This window comes from Microbulbifer hainanensis (assembly GCF_014904735.1).
In the GTDB taxonomy this organism is placed as follows: Bacteria; Pseudomonadota; Gammaproteobacteria; order Pseudomonadales; family Cellvibrionaceae; genus Microbulbifer; species Microbulbifer hainanensis.
Genome location: NZ_JACZCR010000003.1, coordinates 1 through 19,186, shown reverse-complemented (window position 1 = coordinate 19,186; position 19,186 = coordinate 1). Strand labels below are relative to the sequence as shown.

The window sequence follows — 19,186 nt, the reverse complement described above, 5'->3', positions numbered from 1 at the left end:
CGATAATGATTGCCGTTTAGATTATTTCACCTCCGCGCGACCTGCAGGCGGATATCGCGGATTTTCTCACCGATAATTTTCCTGTCGAAACGATCCTCAATAAATTTATCGCAGTCCTCTTCGAGCCGGTAGGAATAGGCATCGAGTGCGCGTTTGTCTTGCAGGCGGGTACAAATGCGCGCCAGCGCCATCAGGTTGTTCAACAGGTGGCGCATGACGACACCGCTCTGGCGTCCGTACTCGCGGATTTCATCGAAGGCCGCCTGCAACAGGTCTTCGAAATCGAGCACTGTAGTGACGAGGCGCAGCTGGCCATCCTCGTCGTGAAAACAGTTGGGCAGTTGCGGCCGCTGCAAAACCTTGCCGATACCGTCCACCAGGCGGTCGATACACGAATAGGCGGTGTAGGGGTCGTTGATGCCGGGCGACAGCGCGCGCACCGCAATCTGCGACAGCTGGTGAATGGAAAACACCACGTCCTGTTCCGCCGTGGGCAAATGGCCGATGCTGATGGCGCTATCGATGCTGGCGGTGATTTCCGCGCTGTCGATACTGCGCGGCGGAAAGTACACCCGCGCCACCCGCGACCAGTGATGCAGATAGCTGCCGGGATGGCAGTCGAGCACGATACAGCAGTCGTGTTCGCACGCCCATTTCAGCAGTTTCTGGCGATCGATCGACAGGATATAGCCGCCGCTGAAACCGTAGATCGTCAGGTAATCGTCACCCATGTTCAGTTGCTTTACGTCGCAGAAATTGGCGCCTTCGTCAAAATCCCGCGCGCTCGGATAGTGATGGTCGATGGCGTTGCTGAACTCGCGGTTGATATTAAAGGTGACATTGTCCACCTGGATCGACAGCGCCACGTTGTGAATGAAATAGATCAGCGTGCCGATGCTGACCAGCGCCAGCAGCACGGCGACATGTACGGCGAGATCGTGGCTGGCGTTCGTGCCCTCGATGTGCGCTTGGATGCCGCGCATGGTCATCAGCGCATAGACGAAGGTGGAGAGGAAAATCCCCATTGCGAACTGGGTGCCGCGGTCGCGCATGAAATTGCGCACCAGCCGCGGGCCAAACTGGCTGGAGGCGAGACTGAGGGCCACGGTGGTGATGGAGAAGACGGTGCCGGCCACGGTAATGGTGGAGGCGGCGATCGTGGAAAGCAGCGAGCGCGCGCTGTCCGGATCGCGCAGGGTGAGCCAGCCGAAGCCGGGCACGCCAGCCAGGTCGAGGGCCCGGTCGATGTACTGAAATCCCAGCGACAGGATCATGGCTGCAATCACCATCAGGGTGGGCACTAGCCAGAAGCTGGCGCGCAGGCGTTCGCCGAGATGTTGAAGCCGCTGTTTCATTCCATGTTGGCCGCTGGTTGCGCATCGAATGCCGCGCGCGAGCGCGTGCCGTTACAAGATAGGTCAGTCGCCGGCGGGTGCCAGTACCAGTGGTTGTGCGGACAAGCGGGGTGCCGCCGGGCCTGCTCCTCTGGCATATCTCGCCGGCGTCTTCTGTGCTGACATCCCGCTCCAGCAGATCCGGGCCCGGGGGGCAGTCGTCGCTGCTGCCGTTGCTGTATCGGATACTGGCCAGGTCCTGGCCGTAGTTAGCAAATGGATTCCAGTAAAAATGGCGTCTACTCTTCCTAATACGCCAGTTACCCCCAGACCTCAGCCATGTTGAGCAGGCGGGTTAGTGGTGATCGGGAACGTAAATCCATCGCACGGTGCGGTGCTTGCTGCCGGGCAGGCTGCAGGACAGAAAGCCACCGTCCTATTTTGAACTGCGAGGAGGGTCTCATCCGATGAAGCGAGATCATTGGGTCGCGGCGGCCATGGCCGGATTTTTAATTGCGGCGTTTTCGTTCTCCTGTGCTGCGCAGCAGCCGGAGGTTTCCGGTACGGTTAAACCGATCGCCCAGGCTAAGGACAAGGCGAAGTTCGGCGGATTGGAGGTATTGCCTTCATGCCTGACCTTCGCTGTTTATCGCGGCGATCCTAAGACCGGTCCGTCCCTGTTGCTCATCAAAATGAAGAGCGGCTGCGTGGTTCCCTGGCACTGGCATACCGCGCGAGAAGAACTCATGCTGGTCAGCGGTAAAGGAAAGGTCGAACTTGCGGACTTCCCCACGCAGGTGATTGAGCCGGGGGGCTATGTCCTTCTTCCGGCAAAGCACCATCACCAGTTCACTTGCCAGACGGACTGTGTGTTCTTTAATGCAATCTCGGGAAAATTCGACATCCATTATCTCGACAAATCCGGTAACGAGATTCCTGTGGAGCAAGCGCTACAGGCGGTCTCGGAGCAACCGGGGAAGTCGAATTGACGGACTCGGACTAGGCATCTTATTCCCCGTACCAGTCCGGGTCGCTTAGCGCGACTCAACCCCGCTGCTGTTCAATCATTCAGCAATCGCGAAGCGAGCCCGAAATGCGGCTCGCTTTTTTATGCACCCAAGGCGCTGGTTTCAGGTTTTCCGTGAGAGAGTCCGACGATCTACCAGGTTCAGCCGCGAGTCCTGCGAGTCCTGAAAGGTGCTTGGCATTTGGCTGTTGCCGTTTCGATTGCGTGAGTGCGCCAGGGAGTGGCAGGCACGGTGTGTGCCGGGGGGAGGGTGGCTATGGCGGTCCTGGCTGGAATGCCGGGACCGCGGCCAAGCTGCGGTCTCAGCTGGCGGAGTAGAACAGGCCGTTGTTGGCAGTGGCGATAACGCCGCCGCTCATGGTTTCTTCAATGATTTCCTGGGTCAGTTCGGCGCAGCGGCCGCACTGGGAGGAAACGCCCAGGTGGCGACGCAGGGCCTTCACGGACGTAGAGCCGTCGTAGACCGCTTCTTTGATCTGGCGATCGGTGATGCCTTTACAGATACAAACGTACATCGTCGCTGCAACCCTGGCGCCTGAAGCGCTCAATGTTTAATCTTGCGCAGATCGTATTGCAAGTGAGAATGAGTGTCAATAAGATTTCTCGAATGCTCAGTCGCCGCAGGTCAAGGTCCCGTCAATCCTTGTTTCCGATGATGGTCCGATAGGCAGCATTTATCTGCAAACGCAGCTCCGCCAGCGTATTTCCCGCCTTCAGCACGGCCCTGGCCATGCCGCGGGCGAGATTGAGCAGCAGCAGGCCGAAGGCATCTGGATTCTGCTGGTGTAGCTTGAGGAACTGCTCGGAACTGATCTCGACGACAATCGAGTCGGTTTGGGCAGTGGCACTGCCAGGGCGGTCGATTAACGCGATCATGGGGACAAAGCCCAAGTCGTCACCCGCTCGATGACGGCGCACCAGCGCCCCCCTGTTGCCGTTTCTCTCCTCATTGGTATCGATCGTTCCGCTCAGGACGACAAAGAAGGATTCGCTCTTATCACCGACGCTGTAGAGAACCTCTCCCTTGTTGAGCCGGATCGCTCGCCCGTTCGTCAACAGGCTTAGTATCACGTCCTCGGGCAGGGCGCCGAAGGTCGAGAGTTCACGAAAGTAGGCGGGCCCAAACTGCTGCCAAAGTGCCAGGGCATCGACAGTTTCCATCTAGTATCCACTAGAGTTTGCCGGTGACACCTTCAGTGTAGTGTCAACCGCCTATCGTCAATTTCGTCGGGGCGCAGTTGGTGTGAAGTGACCTGGCTCGACGAGTTGGTCGCAAATAACTTGTGACACCGCCTGCTTGCGCCGCTATCGACCTCATATAAAAATTTAATAGGTCTGCTGTGGGCGCCTGTGTATCATAGCGACCCACTATCACTTCTTATTCAATTTATAGCGATTGCATATAAATTGATCATTTTACCGTTCGAACACTAACCAACATTGGAACGAGGAGGTTCTTATGGCAGTTCTGGTAGGCAAACCAGCTCCGGACTTCACCGCTGCCGCGGTACTGGGTAACGGCGAGATCGTTGACACTTTCAACCTGGCCGAAACCATCAAGGGCAAGAAAGCCGTTATTTTCTTCTATCCGCTGGACTTCACCTTCGTGTGCCCGTCTGAGCTGATCGCTTTCGATCACCGCTTTGCGGAATTCCAGAAGCGCGGCGTGGAAGTGATCGGTGTTTCCATCGATTCCCAGTTCTCCCACAACGCCTGGCGTAACACCTCCGTCAACGACGGCGGCATCGGCCCGGTCAAGTACGCTCTGGTAGCCGACACCAAGCACGAAATCTGCCAGGCCTACGACGTTGAGTCCGAAGGCGGCGTGGCTTTCCGCGGTTCCTTCCTGATCGACGAAGAAGGCGTTGTCCGCCACCAGGTCGTTAACGACCTGCCGCTGGGCCGCAACGTTGACGAAATGCTGCGCATGGTCGACGCGCTGGCTTTCCACCAGGAGCACGGCGAAGTTTGCCCGGCTGGCTGGCAGGAAGGCGACAAGGGTATGAACGCCTCTCCGGAAGGTGTTGCTGCTTACCTGAGCGAAAACGCCGAGAAGCTGTAAGTTCCCGCGGTACTGCCGCTGGTGAACTGGGGGGTGCCTGGCGTTCCCCGCGAAAAACCGCCGAAAGGCGGTTTTTTTGTGCCCGCTGCCCACAAAAAGCGCAAAAGCGTGCCTATTTGGCACGCGCGCTGTGCGTTGGATCAGGTTTCTGCGTACAATGCCGCGCTTGATTCGAGCGGGCAGACGGGAAGAGAATTTTTTCGCGGGCTGCTAGTCTTAATAACAAGTAATGAATTGCCGCGGCGGCCCGAAGTACGGCATGAGACCTCAATCCCTGATCACTCTGTTTGCCTGCTGGCGCCCGAGAGGTGCCATCTACCTGTGCCTGGCGTTGATGCTGTTGGGCACGACCTCCGTGCAGGCCGAAGATATCAAGACCAGCGCGAAGGAATTCGATCGCTATTTCCGCCAGTTGATGAAGCAGCAGGGCATCCCCGGCGGTGCCTACGCCATCGTCGACGGCGACCATGTGGTGGCGATGAGCACCTATGGCGTGCGGATCAAGGGCAAGAGCGGCAAGGTGGACACGCACACCGTCTTCCGCCTGGCATCGGTTTCCAAGACCTTTGCTGCGAGCATGGCGGCGGTGCTGGAGCACGAGCACAAGTTCAGCTGGGATGACCGGGTGGTGAGCTTCGTACCCCAGCTCAGTTTCAAGACGCCCTCGCTGTCGCGCCAGCTGCAGGTGCAGCACCTGCTGAGCCACTCCTCGGGCCTGACCCCCAACGCCTACGACAATTACCTCGAAGACAACAAGCCGCTCAGCAAGATATTGCCGAAGTTCGCCAATATCGACCCGCGCTGCAAGCCGGGCACCTGCTACGGCTACCAGAATGTGCTGTTCAGCCTGATCGGCGACGTGATCAAGAAGGCCACCGGCACCACCTATGAGCGCCAGCTGAAGGAGCGTTTCTTTGCGCCGCTGAAGATGCAGGATGCCTCGCTGGGCTGGGACAGCTTTATGGCCTCCAACAACCGCGCCGCGCCCCACGTGCAGACCGGCCGCGGCTGGCGCGCGGTGAAAGTGGAGAAAGAGTATTACCTGGCGGCGCCGGCCGCCGGCGTCAACGCCAGCATCAGCGATATGGCCCAGTGGCTGAAGGCGCAGATGGGCTACTACCCGAAAGTGCTGTCGCCGGCGGTGATCGACGATATCACCACCGAGCGGGTCGCCACCCAGCGGCATATGCGCCACCGCATCTGGCGCGACTACCTGACCCACGCCGGTTATGGCCTCGGCTGGCGCCTGTATTCCATCGGCGACGACCGCATCATCTACCACGGCGGCTGGGTGGCAGGTTTCCGCGCCGCGGTGGCCTACTCCGAGAAGCGCAAGATCGGTATCGTCATCCTGATGAACGCGGAATCCCGCGTCATTTCCGACCTGACCGCCAATTTCGTCATCGATATCACTGGCCACGGCAGTACCCTCGCCACGGCCCTCGCGGGCGAATAACCTGCGGAATCTGGCCGGATCCGCCCGGCCGGTCACACGCCCGCCCTTGAAACCCGGCGGGCCACCCCTATATCTGCTCCCTGTTCCGATTTCGAATTGAAGTGTACGGGGAGACCTATCCATGACCGTTGAGGCCCATAAAGAGAGCCACGGTTTCCAGACGGAAGCCAAGCAACTACTGCACCTGATGATCCACTCGCTCTACTCCAACCAGGAGATCTTCCTGCGCGAGCTGGTTTCCAACGCGTCCGATGCGGCCGACAAGCTGCGTTTCGAGGCCCTGTCCAAGCCGGAGCTGCTGGAAGAGGACCCGGAGCTGCGCATCCGCATTGAATTCGACAAGGAAGAGGGCACTCTCACGATTACCGATAACGGTATCGGCATGAGCCGCGACGAGGTCATCGAGAACCTCGGCACCATCGCGCGCTCCGGTACCTCCGCCTTTATGCAGAACCTGACCGGCGACCAGAAGAAGGACGCGCACCTGATCGGCCAGTTCGGTGTGGGCTTCTACTCCGCTTTTATCGTCGCCGACAAGGTGGACGTGTTTACCCGCCGCGCAGGTCTGGAAACAGACCAGGGCGTGCACTGGGAGTGCAGCGGCGAGGCCGAGTACTCGGTGGAAAATGTCGAGTGGCCGAACCGCGGTACCCGGGTGGTGCTGCACCTGAAGGACGACGCCAGGGAATACGCCGACGGCTGGCGCCTGCGCTCGATCATCAAGAAATACTCCGACCACATCGCCATCCCCGTGGAGATGCTGAAGGAAGAGGCTCCGGCCGCCGAGGGCGAGGAAGAGGCCGAAAGCAAGGCACCGGAATTCGAAGTGGTCAATGCCGCCCAGGCCCTGTGGACCCGCCCGCGCTCCGAGGTGAAATCCGACGAGTACAAGGAGTTCTACAAGCTGGTCTCCCACGATTTCGACGACCCGCTGACCTGGAGCCACAACAAGGTGGAAGGCAAGCTGGACTACACCAGTCTGCTGTACATCCCCGGCCGCGCGCCGTTTGACCTGTACCAGCGCGACGCCACCCGCGGCCTGAAGCTGTACGTACAGCGCACCTTCATCATGGACGACGCCGAGCAGTTCCTGCCGCTGTACCTGCGCTTCGTCAAAGGGGTGCTGGACTCCAACGACCTGCCGCTGAACGTGTCCCGCGAGATCCTGCAGAAGGACCGCAACACCGACGCGATCAAGAGTGCGCTGACCAAGCGCGTGCTGGACATGCTGGAGAAGCTGGCGAAGAAGGACGTGGACCAGTACCAGACTTTCTGGGATCTGTTCGGCAGCGTCATGAAAGAGGGGCCGGCGGAGGACTTCGCCAACAAGGAGAAGATTGCCAAGCTGCTGCGTTTCTCCACCACCCACACCGATGTGCCGAAACAGGATCAGTCCCTGGAGGAATACGTCGGCCGCATGAAGGACGGGCAGAAGTACATCTACTACGTGGCCGCCGACAACTTCGCCACGGCCAAGTCCAGCCCCTATCTGGAAGTGTTCCGCAAGAAGGGCATCGAGGTACTGCTGCTGACCGACCAGGTGGACGAGTGGTTTGTCGGCCATATGCACGAGTTCGACGGCAAGCCGTTCCAGGATGTCGCCAAGGGTGCGCTGGACCTGGGTGAAGCCGAGACCGACGAGGACAAGGCCGAGCGCGAGAAGGTCGAGAAAGAGGCCGGTGCGCTGGTGGAGCGCGTGAAGGAAGTGCTGGAAAGCCGCGTCGAGGACGTGCGCGCGACCACGCGCCTGGTGGACTCCCCCGCGTGTCTGGTGGTGAGCGAGCAGGATATGGGGCCGCAGATGCGCCGCATTCTCGAGCAGGCCGGCCAGGCACTGCCGGAAGCCAAGCCGATCTTCGAACTGAACACGTCCCACCCGCTGGTACAGCGCCTGGACCAGGAGCAGGACGAGGAGCGCTTCGCGGACCTGACCAATATCCTGATGGATCAGGCCAACCTGGCGGCCGGCAACCAGCTCACCGATCCGGCGGATTATGTGCGTCGACTGAACACACTGCTGCTGGAGCTAAACAGCTAGAAACTGCATCACAACTACTGCGCGGGCGCCTGGCGGCGTCCGGCGGTGCTGGAGCGCCAGCCCGGTCGTCATCCTCATGTACGATTTGTACACTGCGGTGACTGTGCTCCGGCGGCCACCACCAGGCACCCGCTCGCTACGTTGTGCAGCAGCTTCTATACACGCTATCTGCCGTATCGGGCGGCGGCCATTTTCCGTTTCGCTGGGTAACTTTTGCGCGATCTGGCAATAAACGCTCGTTAACTGTACGCGATCTGAGCGAAAGTCACATTTTTTCCCTGCCGTCATTGGGCTGCCAGTGCCGCCCCTCTATAATCCGCAAAACTCGAACAAAAGCTTTATCGGTATGACGACACAGACGGAAACCATCAAATCGGCCTCCGCCGAAACCTTTTCCATTGCTGTACTGGGGGGCGGCAGTTTCGGTACTGCTATCGCCAATATTGTCGCCGGCAACGGCCACGACACCCGTCAGTGGATGCGCGACCCGGAGCGCGCGAGCAACTGCCGCGAAATGGGCGAGAACCACTACTACCTGCCGGGCGTTCCCCTGCACCCGGACCTGAAAATCACCTGCGAACTGGAAGAGGCCATCGACGGCTGCCAGATCGTGTTCGTGGCGATTCCGAGTAAGTCCTTCCGTGAGGTGGTGCGGCGCGTGGCGCCGCTGCTGGAGCCGGGCACCATGCTGATCTCCACCACCAAGGGGATCGAGCACGACAGCTTCCACCTGATGAGCGACATCCTGCGCGAAGAGACCCGCGATATGCGCGTCGGTGTCCTGAGCGGTCCCAACTTTGCCAAGGAAATTGTCGAGGGGCATTACACCGCCACAGTCATCGCCAGCGATGACGAGGTCCTGTGCAGCCGCATCCAGAAAGTGCTGCATTCGGAGACTTTCCGCGTCTATTCCAGCGGCGATGTGTTTGGCGTGGAGCTGGCCGGTGCACTGAAAAATATCTATGCGATCGTCACCGGCATGGCGGTGGCGCTGAACCGCGGCCAGAACACCATCAGTCTGCTGATTACCCGTGCGCTGGCGGAAATGATGCGCTTTGCCGAAGCCATGGGTGCGGATCCGATGACGTTTATCGGCCTTGCCGGTGTCGGCGACCTGATCCTGACCTGCTCCTCCGATCTCAGCCGCAATTACAGGGTTGGATACCTGGTGGGCAAGGGCCGCCCGCTGGAACAGGCCGTCGCAGAAATCGGTCAGGTGGCCGAGGGTGTGAACACCGTGCGGCTGATTAAGCACAAAGCAGACGAATTGGGCGTCTATATGCCCTTGGTTTCCGCGATTCACGCCATATTATTTGAAGAGCGGCCGATTCCGGAGGTAATACGCGAATTGATGTCGGGCGCACAAACCTTTGACGTGGCCTACTCGGCAAAGCCGTAAAGCCAGAATAGAGCCAAACCCTGACGGTGATAATTTATGGATAATGAAGAACTGAAGACCAACCTGACCTCCGGAAACCAGTGGCTGCGCCTGGTATATATGGTGCTTTTTGCTTTCCTGCTGGAAATCGCCGGCTTCGTCATGCTGGCGGTGGTAGTGCTGCAATTCCTGTTTTCGATTATCACTGGCTCCTCCAACGACAACCTGCGTCGTCTGGGGGACCAGATCGCGTCTTACATCTACCAGACGCTGCAGTTCCTGATTTACAACTCTGAGGAAAAGCCCTTCCCGTTTTCCGAGTGGCCGGAATCCGATGTGGACGATCTGTCCGGGTATGAAAGTGCCGAGGAAGTGGAAGCAGAAATCGTGGCCGAAGATGAAGAAGCGGAAGAGGCTATTGTCCTGAGCGCCGATTCCGATGAGAAGGAAGCGCCGGCGAAAAAATCTTCCGGCGGCCGCAAATCCACCGAAGACGAGGGTGAGGCCAAGAGCTGATTCCCGGCCCTCTCTCCAGCGCGGAGGTTGTCTGTGCAACTGTTGATACTGCGTCACGGCCAGGCCGAACCGATGTTCGGCGACGATGCCGCCCGCCAGCTCACCGAGCGCGGGCGCGCCCAGGTGGCGGGTATCTGTGCGCGCCGCGCCGATGAACTCGCGCAGGTGCGCGCCATCTGGGCCAGTCCCTTTGTGCGCACCCTGCAGACGGCACAGATCGTCGCCGAGCATCTGCAGTTGCCAGTCACTACGCAGCCGCTGCTGATCGGCGATACCGATCCCCAGGCGGTACTCGATGCGCTGCAGCAAGCGGACGCGGCGGATTTCCCCCTGCTGCTGGTCAGCCACCAGCCGCTGGTGGGCAGCCTCGTCAATGGCCTCTGTGGCAGCGACAACGCGCACCCGCTGGGCACTTCCAGCCTCGCCTGCCTCAACGCCGACGTGTGGGCCAATGGCTGCGCCGAACTGGCGTGGCTGCAGCACGCCGACGGAATATAGGCGTTTACTCCGCTCCGCCGTTGCCGACTTTCCCAGTCAATCCACCATCTGCCCTGGCGCATTGCGTCATTGAACGGCTTCGCCGCTGTCGGCAAGATTCCATGCTGGTTATTTCAGATTTGGCCTCCCTATGAATCCGTCTCCCCGCGAAATTTCCCTCGAATTCGATGGCAAGACCATTGCCGCGCGCCAGTGGGGCGACCCCGATGGCGCGCCGGTGCTGGCACTGCACGGTTGGCTGGACAACTGTGCCAGCTTCGACCGGCTGGCGCCGCTGCTCGGCGGGATCAACCTGGTGGCGGTGGATATGGCGGGGCACGGACTCAGTTACCACCGCTCGCGGGATGCGAATTACAACATCTGGGAAGAAGTGGAGGACGTGCTGGGGGTGGCGCACGCGCTGGGCTGGCGCAAGTTCTCGCTGCTGGCCCACTCGCGCGGCGCGGTGGCGGCGATGCTGACGGCGGGTACCTTTCCCGACCGCATCGAGCGGATGGCGCTGATCGATGGCCTGGTGCCGCCGCCGGCACAGGATGCCGAGGCACCGGAGACGCTGGCCAAGGCCATCGCCCAGCGGGCCCGCTACGGGGCGCGCAAGCCGCGCCATTTCGACACGATTGAAGAGGCGGTGGAGGCGCGCAAGAACGGCATGTTCCGCCTCAGCGACGACGCCGCCCAGCGCTTGGTAGAGCGCGGTACCCATGCCGCTGGCGATGGCGGCGCGGTGGTTTGGAGTAACGATCCGCGCCTGATGGCGACGTCGACTGTGAAACTGAACAACGCCCAGGTGCAGGCGTTTCTCGACCGGGCTGCGATGCCGGTACGGCTGGTGCTGGCGGAGGCGGGCATCGTCGATATCATTGCGCGCCTGCGGCCGCTACTGGACGATCACCCCAATATCGCCGTCAGGGAATTGCCCGGTGGACACCACCTGCACATGGAAGACGGCGCCGAGGCCATCGCCGAATGGTTCGGGCCCTTCCTGCGCGGCGAAGCGGAATAGGGCGGGCTGCTGCCGGCGAAGGAAGGCGTCAGAATGGCAGCCGTTTCGAATAGCAGTTCTCGTCCATCTCCCGCACTTCCACTGTCACCGCCGGCACCCCGTCGGCAAACTGGCACAGGCAATTGAATACCGCCGAGCTCAGGGATTCGCGGTCGCGCTCGCTGCGTCCCTCGAACAGGCGGATCTCCGCGTGAATGAAACTGCCGCCCTTGTCGCCGGCAATAAAATGGCGGTAGGGCAGGGCGCGGGTCTTGATGGTATGGGAGGCGAAAAGCCCGGATCGGAGCATGGCGTCCTGCGCGGAACTCACCAGTGCGGGGATGGAAATCCTGTCTTCCAGGTTTTCCGCATACTCGATAACGATATGGGGCATATGGCTTCACTCCGTGAATGCTGTGCGGCCGCACGGCGGCCTGTCGGACACTACACTTCCCTGTGTCGCCGATGACTCCGCTGCTAGCGGATCAGGGAAAGGAATTCGTTGCGCGTGGCCTGGTTGCTGCGGAAGGTTCCGAGCATCGCAGAGGTCTTCATGACCGAATTTTGCTTCTCGACGCCGCGCATCATCATGCACATGTGCTTGGCCTCGATAATGACGCCAACGCCCGCGGCGCCGGTCACCTTCTGCAGGGTATTCGCAATCTCTACGGTGAGCTGCTCCTGGATCTGCAGGCGGCGGGCGTACATGTCGACGATACGCGCCACCTTGGACAGGCCGACTACCTTGCCGTCGGGAATATAGGCCACGTGGGCCTTGCCGATAAACGGCAGCAGGTGATGCTCGCACAGGGAGTAGAGCTCGATATCCTTGACCAGAACCATTTCGCTGCAATCGGATGGGAACAGGGCGTCGTTGACGACGTCTTCCACGGACTGCTTGTAACCCCGGGTCAGGTATTCCATGGCCTTGGCAGCGCGCGCGGGTGTGTCCACCAGACCCGGACGTTGCGGATCTTCGCCGATTGCCTCAATAATTCGCGCGTAGTGTTCGTTCATCTGGTCGTATTCCAATATCTCAGCCCGAGGGGCGGGTGCGCTACCCTAAGCTTTTGTCACCCCTGAGTAAAGTTCCGCCGTTGGGCGCGGATGGCGCCCCGGTCATTTTACTCGCGGGTGGGCTGCATGGATCACCTGTTGCCGAATTTCTGCCGTACTCTCGCGCCGATCGCGCGGGCCTGCCGGCTCGGATCCGGCCAAAATATGTAAAGGATAGAGTGAATGATAGAAAAGCGTGAAGCCAGCCTGCACGAGCTGTGTACCGTGCTGGATTTCATCCGCTGGGGCGCCAGCCGCTTCAACGAGGCGGGACTCTGGTTCGGCCACGGTACCGACAACGCATGGGACGAGGCGCTGCTGCTGGTCATGCACGGCCTGCACCTGCCACTGGAGAGCAAGCCGGAAGTCCTGCAGGCGCGCCTGACCATGGACGAGCGCCGCGAAGTGATGAGCCTGCTGGAGCGCCGCTTCACCGAGCGCCTGCCGGCCGCCTACCTGACCCACGAAGCGCACTTCTGTGGCATGGATTTTTATGTGGACGAGCGGGTGCTGGTGCCGCGCTCGCCGATCGGCGAATTGATCCGCAACGAGTTCCAACCGTGGCTGCAGGTGGAACCGCTGGCGATCCTGGATCTTTGCTGCGGTAGCGGCTGCATCGGTATCGCCTGTGCCGAGGCGTTTCCCGAGGCGCGGGTGGACCTGAGCGATATCTCCGAGGGTGCCGTCGAAGTGGCGCAGATCAATATCAACCGCCACGACCTGAACGAGCGGGTGCGCGCGGTGCAATCGGATCTGTTCGCCGGACTGGACGGATTCAGTTACGAGCTGATCGTGTGCAATCCGCCCTACGTGGATGCGCGGGACCTGTCTGAGATGCCCGAGGAATACCGCGCCGAGCCGGAAATCGCTCTCGGCTCCGGCGACGACGGGCTCGACTTCACCCGCCGCCTGCTGCGCGAAGCGGCCAACCACCTGCAGCCGGACGGCCTGCTGGTCTGCGAGGTCGGCAACAGCTGGGAAGCACTGGAAGAGGCCTTCCCGCAGGTGCCCTTTGTCTGGCCGGAGTTCGCCGATGGCGGCCACGGCGTTTTCGCCATCAGCCGCGAGGAGCTGCTGGCCTACCAATCCTTTTTCGACGGCGAATAACTGATCCTAGAGATAGCCGCGCACCGCGTACCGGCGCCGCTTTTTGCGGCGCGCGGCGCACCGGCGCGGCGAATAATCTATAATGCGCCGTTCTCCAGTTTCTGACGGGAAAGTAGGCAGGGAAATCGCATATGTCGGGCAACACTTTTGGCAAGCTGTTTTGCGTCACCACTTTCGGCGAGAGCCACGGGCCGGCGCTGGGCTGCATCGTCGACGGCTGTCCGCCCGGGCTGGAAATCAGCGAAGAGGAAATCCAGCTGGAGCTGGACCGGCGCAAGCCGGGCACTTCCCGCTACACCACCCAGCGCCGCGAGGCGGATCAGGTCAAGATCTTGTCCGGCGTGTTCGAGGGCAAAACCACCGGCACACCCATTGGCCTGCTGATCGAGAATACCGACCAGCGCTCCAAGGATTACGCCAATATCGCCGAGCAGGTACGCCCGGCCCACGCGGACTACACCTACTGGCAGAAATACGGCGTGCGCGACTACCGCGGCGGCGGCCGCTCGTCTGCCCGCGAGACGGCCATGCGCGTCGCTGCCGGAGCCATTGCCAAGAAATGGTTGCGGGAACAGTACGGTATTGAAGTGCGCGGCTACCTGTCGCAGCTCGGCCCGATCAAGGTGGAAAAGCTCGACTGGGAGCAGGTGAGCGAGAATCCGTTCTTCTGCCCGGACGCGGACAAGGTGCCGGAAATGGAAGCCTATATGCAGGCGCTGATCAAGGAGGGCAATTCCATCGGCGCGCGCATCTCAGTACACGCGAGCGGCGTGCCCGCGGGTCTGGGTGAGCCCATCTTCGATCGACTGGATGCGGACCTGGCACACGCGCTGATGAGCATCAACGCGGTCAAGGGCGTCGAGATCGGTGCGGGGTTCGACAGCGTTGCGCAGAAGGGCACCGAGCACCGCGACGAAATCACCCCGGAGGGATTCCTGTCCAACAATGCCGGTGGCGTGCTCGGCGGTATTTCCAGTGGCCAGGAACTGATTGCCCACATCGCCCTGAAGCCCACTTCCAGCCTGCGTATTCCCGGGCGCAGTATCGATGTACACGGCAACCCGATCGAAGTGGTCACCAAGGGCCGCCACGATCCCTGTGTCGGTATCCGCGCGACGCCGATTGCCGAGGCAATGATGGCGCTGGTCCTGATCGATCACGTCATGCGCCAGCGCGCGCAGAACGGCGACGTTCAGTCGGGCGTCGTCACCATTTAACCGGGTGCTGACAAAGACCTTTCGCGCGTCTTCTCAGCTCCAGGGTGTGTGACTCGGCCGCAATCTCACTGTGCCAAATCCATTACGCGCTTATCCAGCCCTCTCTGGCCCGCTCTCCGTAGCGGGCCATTTGTCAGCCCGATTACGCCTTGCTACCGGAATCGTCCAGTGACGCCATGTCGATCACAAAGCGGTAGCGCACATCGGCGTGCTCCATTCGCTCGAAGGCTTCGTTGACTTCATCCATGCGGATCATTTCGCACTCGGGAAGAATGTTTTTCTTCGCGCAGAAGTTCAGCAACTCCTGGGTTTCTTCGATTCCGCCAATTGGCGAGCCAGCGATGCGGCGGCGCCCCATGATCATCGGTACGGTGATCGGTTCTTCGAGCGGGCCAATCTGACCGACGAGCACCAGAGTGCCGTCTATATCCAGCAGGGGCAGATACGGGTTGAGGTCGTGTTTGACCGGTACGGTATCGATGATCAGGTCGAAACTGGACTCAGCTTCTTCCATCGCCTCACTATTGGATGAGACCAGCAGGCGATCGGCACCGAGGGCCAGCGCATCGGCCTCCTTGTCTTTCGAACGGCTCATTACTGTCACGTCGGCACCCATGGCGGCGGCGAGCTTGACCGCCATATGGCCCAGTCCGCCGAGCCCGATCACGCCCACGCGGCTGCCGGGCCCCACATTCCAGGTACGCAGCGGTGAATAGGTGGTGATGCCGGCGCACAGCAGCGGCGCGGCGCGGGAAGCGTCCAGGCCGTCCGGTACCCCCAGGACGAATTCCTCACGCACCACCAGGTGCTTGGAATAGCCGCCGTAGGTCCGGTCTCCGGTTATGCGATCCACGTCGTTGTAGGTCTGGGTCATGCCCTCGCGGCACATTTGCTCCTCGCCGTGGTGGCACTGGTCGCAGTGCTGGCAGGAGTCCACCATGCAGCCGACGGCGACAGTGTCGCCCACCTTGTAGTGGGTGACGTCGCTGCCCACATCGATCACGCGGCCGACGATCTCGTGGCCGGGCACCAGCGGGTAGTTGCTCCGGCCCCAGTCATTGCGAACCTGATGCAGGTCGGTATGACAGATGCCGCAGTAGAGGATTTCCATGGCGACGTCGTTGGGGCGTAGATCGCGGCGTTCAAATTCGAACGGCGCCAGGGGCGCTCCGGCGGATTGGGCGGCGTAGCCGGTTGTCTTCATGTTCTTGCTCCTCTGTATGTCTAACGGTTGACCCGGGCTGCCAGCTTTTCGGGATAGCGGTCGCCCTGCACGGAAATATCGGCCAGCGCTGTTTCGATCTCTTTCAGGTCTTCCGGGGTCAACTCCAAATCGACTGTAGCGAGACTTTCTTTCAGGCGGGGCGCTAAGTCGCGGAAATCACTGCTGTCGAAACTGGTGAATTCGCCGATCGCGCCGCTGAGAAAGCCTTTGCCCTGCGGGCCGAACGGAACGAATCCGATGCCGAGTTTCAGCCATGTGGGCAGTTCTTCCTTCTTTAATCTCCCGAAGGAAGGGCTGATTTTCCAGTCGATGGCGAATGTAGTCCTCAAACATATCGCAGTTCTGCCGGAGCTTCCCGCAGACGTGCGAGGTCCTTCATGGGGGGGGCGCCAAAAAGGCGGCTATATTCGCGGCTGAATTGAGATGGACTTTCATATCCCACCGCATGACTGGCGCTGCCGGCATCCAGAGCATCGAACAGCATCAGCCTGCGCGCTTCCTGAAGTCGCAGTTGCTTCTGGTATTGCAGCGGCGTCATATTGGTGATGATCCTGAAGTGCTTGTACAGTGCCGACGCGCTCATGCTTGCGATGTCGGCGAGATCGTCAGCATGAACCCGCTCACGAAAATGCTGCTTGAGCCAGGTTACGGCGCGGTTCACCTGTTGCAATTTGCTTTCGCTCTGGGAAATCTGGCGCAGTTGGGCACCGCATCGGCCTTTGAGAAGCCAGTAGAAGATTTCCTGCTTCGTTGGCTTGCCCAGCGCTGCCAGGTCCTCCGGTGTTTGCAGCAGGCGGACAAGCCGGGTGGCCGCGTCCAGCAATTGCGGCGACGCGTTGGCGACGGCCAGACTGGGGTGAAGTTGTTCGGCGCGTTCCGCTTCGGAGCCGGCTTGCAATATAAGCTCCCCGAGGATGTCAGAATCCAGCTCCAGAAGCAGGGACAGATACGGTTTCTTTGCGGATGCTTCGACAATTTGACCCGTTACCGGAACGTCTATCGAGACCAGTAAATAATTGCCAGCACCATATTCAAAGCGCTGGTCGCCCAGCATCGCCTGCTTGCGTCCCTGTGCTATCACGCACACTGCGGCGTCATAGGTGGTTTGCAGCGGATGGCTGGGGGTGGTAACGCGGGCTAGGCTGAGCCCCGGCAGCGGCGTTGACTGGGCGCCATCACCTTCGCACTGGCTGTCAATTGCCTCGGCCAGTGCGGTCAATTCTTTGTCGATAGAGTCACCCAAAACCACGCACCCTTGCCGAGTTGGGACAGAGTTAAGTTTCTTTTCAAAGAGTAGACCGGGGAGCGGCGTTGGACTCACGCAATCGTTCGCGGGAATTGCTGCCTCCAAGACCACTTTTAACTCGGTGGGTGAAACATTGATTTCAGCGAGGCAAATAATTCTATCCGCTAGAAGATAGCGTAAGGGCGGGGCGGGGCGGGGATCGTCAAAGCGTGCGGTAAAAACAAAAAGGGCGGCCAGTGGCCGCCCTTTTTTGTACCGGGTGAACCGCCTTACAGGTGCAGGTTCAGTCCCAGGTATGGACCCTTGATGGTCAGGTCGCTCTGCAGGTCGTCCAGCTCTGACAGCTTGAGCGACATGCTGCGATAGCCGGCCTCAACGGCGAAATCCAGTGCCGGAGCGAAGTCCCAGCGCACCTTGGCGGTGAGGTCGGTGAGGGTGTCGCCCTTGTAACCGGTGCCGTTGCCCTGGGCAACGATGGACCAGCCGGTAAATGGCAGGTCGAAGCGCGCCATGGCGTAGGCCATCGGCAGCACGCCGTTCAGTTCAATGTCTTCGGACTGCATGTCGCTGGTCAGCTTCAGGTTGCCCTTGTACTGGCGCGCGGTCAGGCCCAGATCCAGATTTACCCAGTTGTCCAGGATCTCGTAATAGAGGGTCGCGTCGGTGTGGCTCAGGTCCAGGTCGGCATTCACGTTGGTGCCGGCGGTGAAAGTTTCATCACCGAACTGCACGGATTGACTCAGGTCGGCCATGCCGGTGGTACCCATCTTGCTGTGGGCGACGAGGATGTTCGGTACCAGGGGAATCGGGTGCTCGAGGGCAGCCTGGATAAAAGTGATGTTGTCTTCATCCAGCGCGAACTTGTCGACATTGAAGTCGTCGACACCGACGGCACCGCTGTAACTTGGCTGCCAGACACCGGCAGTAGCGTCAAATCCGAGAATGGTGTCGGCGCTCGCTGCGCCACTGGCTAGTGCTGCGCACAGGGCTAGGGTTATTTTTTTCATTGGGTTCTCTCCGTTCGAAACTGCGCCGGAGTTTACCTTCTTTATTTAGCGCAAGCCGGTGTTCGCCGCACATTTTTGGTTTTTTTTGTGAACCGGTTCAGTGTTTTGCATCGGTTGCTGGTTTTTTGTTCGCTGCGGCGAGCAGGAGTTGCTGCAGTGCGCTGGCGGCGTTGCTGAGTGTGCGTGCGCGGTGGCTGATTACACCGAGGTTGCGCAGGATATTCAGTTTTTCTACCGGTAACACTGCGAGGCTTTCGTCGACCAGCGTGCGCGGCAGTACGCTCCAGCCGAGACCGACGCCGGCCATCATCTTGATGGTTTCGAGAAAATTGGTGGCGAGCTTGGCGGTGAGTTTCAGTCCCTGCGCATCGAACTCGCGTTTGATCAGGCGGCCGGTATAGGTGTTCAGGTCCGGCAGTATCGCGGGATAGCGGGCCAGGTCGGCGAGATCCAGCGCGGACATTTTGGCGAGCGGGTGATCGGGGGCGGCGACCACCACGCAGGGGTCTGGCCAGATGATGCGCGCGTCCAGGCTCGGGTAATCTTTCAGGGCCAGCGTGACCACTGCCAGTTCGTATTCCCCGGCCATCAGCGCTTCGTAGGCCTGTTCCGAATCGACGAAATCGATATCCAGCGCCACATCCGGATAGCGGGCGCTGAACTCCTTAAGTACCGGTGGCAGGTGATGCAGGCCGACGTGGTGGCTAGTGGCGATGCGCAGGCTGCCGGTTACTTGGCCGCCGAGGGCGCGCAGTTCGCGCTCGGCATCGCTGACTTCGTTGAGGATATGGCGCGCCCGCGGCAGCAGCGCACGGCCAGCGTCGGTCAGCTGCAGGCGGCGGCCGATGCGGTCGAACAGGGCCGTATCGAGCTGCTGTTCGAGGGCGGCCAGGCGCTTGCTGACTGCGGGCTGGGTCAGGTGCAGCTGTTCCGCGGCCTCGGACACCGAGCCCTGTTCGGCGATGGCCAGGAAGGCCTTGAGCCATTGGATTTCCACTGGGCGCTCCGTAGTTTGTGTGGTGGCGGCCCTGTTGCCG

At 60.6% G+C, this 19,186-nt stretch carries 20 protein-coding genes and 1 other RNA gene; 11 read left to right on the top strand and 10 right to left on the bottom strand.

All coding sequences use genetic code 11. From position 1 onward, the window contains the following. Positions 1-26 precede the first annotated feature (26 nt). Positions 27-1,355: a DUF2254 domain-containing protein gene (locus tag IG168_RS00580; RefSeq protein WP_193161199.1), complete on the bottom strand. Its 1,329-nt coding sequence runs from the start codon at positions 1,353-1,355 to the stop codon at positions 27-29. Between the two features lie 446 nt (positions 1,356-1,801). Between IG168_RS00580 and IG168_RS00575 the strand changes: the two genes are divergently transcribed. Next, a complete protein-coding gene (locus tag IG168_RS00575) occupies positions 1,802-2,323 on the top strand; it encodes a cupin domain-containing protein (RefSeq protein WP_193161198.1) in 522 nt (173 codons plus the stop codon). Between the two features lie 340 nt (positions 2,324-2,663). Here the strand turns inward: IG168_RS00575 and IG168_RS00570 are convergent, their stop codons facing one another. Both IG168_RS00570 and IG168_RS00565 read right to left on the bottom strand, forming a co-directional pair. After that, on the bottom strand, positions 2,664-2,876 hold the full coding sequence (locus IG168_RS00570; protein ID WP_193161197.1) for a bacterioferritin-associated ferredoxin: 213 nt from the start codon (positions 2,874-2,876) through the stop codon (positions 2,664-2,666). Positions 2,877-2,997: 121 nt separating this feature from the next. Beyond that, positions 2,998-3,522: a cyclic nucleotide-binding domain-containing protein gene (locus IG168_RS00565; protein ID WP_193161196.1), complete on the bottom strand. Its 525-nt coding sequence runs from the start codon at positions 3,520-3,522 to the stop codon at positions 2,998-3,000. 298 nt (positions 3,523-3,820) lie between these two features. On the opposite strand from IG168_RS00565, the gene IG168_RS00560 reads away from it, so the two are divergent. From IG168_RS00560 to IG168_RS00525, 8 genes are all read left to right on the top strand, one after another. Continuing rightward, positions 3,821-4,423 carry a peroxiredoxin gene (locus tag IG168_RS00560; RefSeq protein WP_193161195.1) on the top strand — a complete coding sequence of 201 codons (603 nt, stop codon included), beginning with the start codon at positions 3,821-3,823 and terminating at the stop codon, positions 4,421-4,423. A 259-nt stretch (positions 4,424-4,682) separates the two neighbouring features. Beyond that, positions 4,683-5,879, top strand: a complete 1,197-nt coding sequence (locus IG168_RS00555) for a serine hydrolase domain-containing protein (RefSeq protein ID WP_193161194.1) — start codon at positions 4,683-4,685, stop codon at positions 5,877-5,879. Between the two features lie 121 nt (positions 5,880-6,000). Further along, complete coding sequence (gene htpG / locus IG168_RS00550; RefSeq protein ID WP_193161193.1) at positions 6,001-7,917, top strand: molecular chaperone HtpG; 1,917 nt, start codon at positions 6,001-6,003, stop codon at positions 7,915-7,917. Between the two features lie 76 nt (positions 7,918-7,993). Then, a non-coding RNA gene (locus IG168_RS00545) (sX9 sRNA) lies at positions 7,994-8,068 on the top strand. 195 nt (positions 8,069-8,263) lie between these two features. Next, complete coding sequence (locus tag IG168_RS00540) at positions 8,264-9,316, top strand: NAD(P)H-dependent glycerol-3-phosphate dehydrogenase (protein ID WP_193161192.1); 1,053 nt, start codon at positions 8,264-8,266, stop codon at positions 9,314-9,316. Between the two features lie 36 nt (positions 9,317-9,352). Further along, entirely contained in the window at positions 9,353-9,811 is a 459-nt protein-coding gene (locus IG168_RS00535) for a DUF4389 domain-containing protein (protein ID WP_193161191.1), read from the top strand. Between the two features lie 33 nt (positions 9,812-9,844). After that, complete coding sequence (sixA, locus tag IG168_RS00530; protein ID WP_193161190.1) at positions 9,845-10,309, top strand: phosphohistidine phosphatase SixA; 465 nt, start codon at positions 9,845-9,847, stop codon at positions 10,307-10,309. A 130-nt stretch (positions 10,310-10,439) separates the two neighbouring features. Continuing rightward, the gene (locus IG168_RS00525) at positions 10,440-11,312 is read left to right on the top strand and encodes an alpha/beta fold hydrolase (protein ID WP_193161189.1); all 873 of its coding nucleotides are present in this window, start codon (positions 10,440-10,442) and stop codon (positions 11,310-11,312) included. A gap of 28 nt (positions 11,313-11,340) precedes the next feature. Here IG168_RS00525 and IG168_RS00520 read toward each other — a convergent pair whose 3' ends face one another. Together IG168_RS00520 and folE are read right to left on the bottom strand one after the other, a co-directional pair. Beyond that, positions 11,341-11,685 (bottom strand): 5-carboxymethyl-2-hydroxymuconate Delta-isomerase, encoded by a 345-nt coding sequence (locus IG168_RS00520; RefSeq protein ID WP_193161188.1) that lies wholly within the window; start codon positions 11,683-11,685, stop codon positions 11,341-11,343. Positions 11,686-11,768: 83 nt separating this feature from the next. Then, a complete protein-coding gene (gene folE, locus IG168_RS00515; protein WP_193161187.1) occupies positions 11,769-12,308 on the bottom strand; it encodes a GTP cyclohydrolase I FolE in 540 nt (179 codons plus the stop codon). Between the two features lie 222 nt (positions 12,309-12,530). On the opposite strand from folE, the gene prmB reads away from it, so the two are divergent. After that, on the top strand, positions 12,531-13,454 hold the full coding sequence (prmB, locus tag IG168_RS00510) for a 50S ribosomal protein L3 N(5)-glutamine methyltransferase (RefSeq protein WP_193161186.1): 924 nt from the start codon (positions 12,531-12,533) through the stop codon (positions 13,452-13,454). Between the two features lie 131 nt (positions 13,455-13,585). Further along, entirely contained in the window at positions 13,586-14,671 is a 1,086-nt protein-coding gene (aroC, locus tag IG168_RS00505; protein ID WP_193161185.1) for a chorismate synthase, read from the top strand. 142 nt (positions 14,672-14,813) lie between these two features. On the opposite strand, the gene IG168_RS00500 is transcribed toward aroC, so the two are convergent. From IG168_RS00500 to IG168_RS00480, 5 genes are all read right to left on the bottom strand, one after another. Continuing rightward, a complete protein-coding gene (locus IG168_RS00500; RefSeq protein ID WP_193161184.1) occupies positions 14,814-15,875 on the bottom strand; it encodes an NAD(P)-dependent alcohol dehydrogenase in 1,062 nt (353 codons plus the stop codon). Positions 15,876-15,895: 20 nt separating this feature from the next. After that, positions 15,896-16,225, bottom strand: a complete 330-nt coding sequence (locus IG168_RS00495; RefSeq protein ID WP_193161183.1) for an aldo-keto reductase family protein — start codon at positions 16,223-16,225, stop codon at positions 15,896-15,898. After that, a complete protein-coding gene (locus IG168_RS00490) occupies positions 16,222-17,139 on the bottom strand; it encodes an AraC family transcriptional regulator (protein WP_226876387.1) in 918 nt (305 codons plus the stop codon). The genes IG168_RS00495 and IG168_RS00490 overlap by 4 nt, the downstream gene beginning before the upstream one ends. A 272-nt stretch (positions 17,140-17,411) precedes the next feature. After that, positions 17,412-18,149, bottom strand: coding sequence for a TIGR04219 family outer membrane beta-barrel protein (locus IG168_RS00485; RefSeq protein ID WP_193161182.1), 738 nt, complete (start codon positions 18,147-18,149; stop codon positions 17,412-17,414). A 97-nt stretch (positions 18,150-18,246) separates the two neighbouring features. Beyond that, positions 18,247-19,186: LysR family transcriptional regulator (locus tag IG168_RS00480; protein ID WP_319024629.1), on the bottom strand; the 940-nt coding region annotated here is incomplete at its 5' end.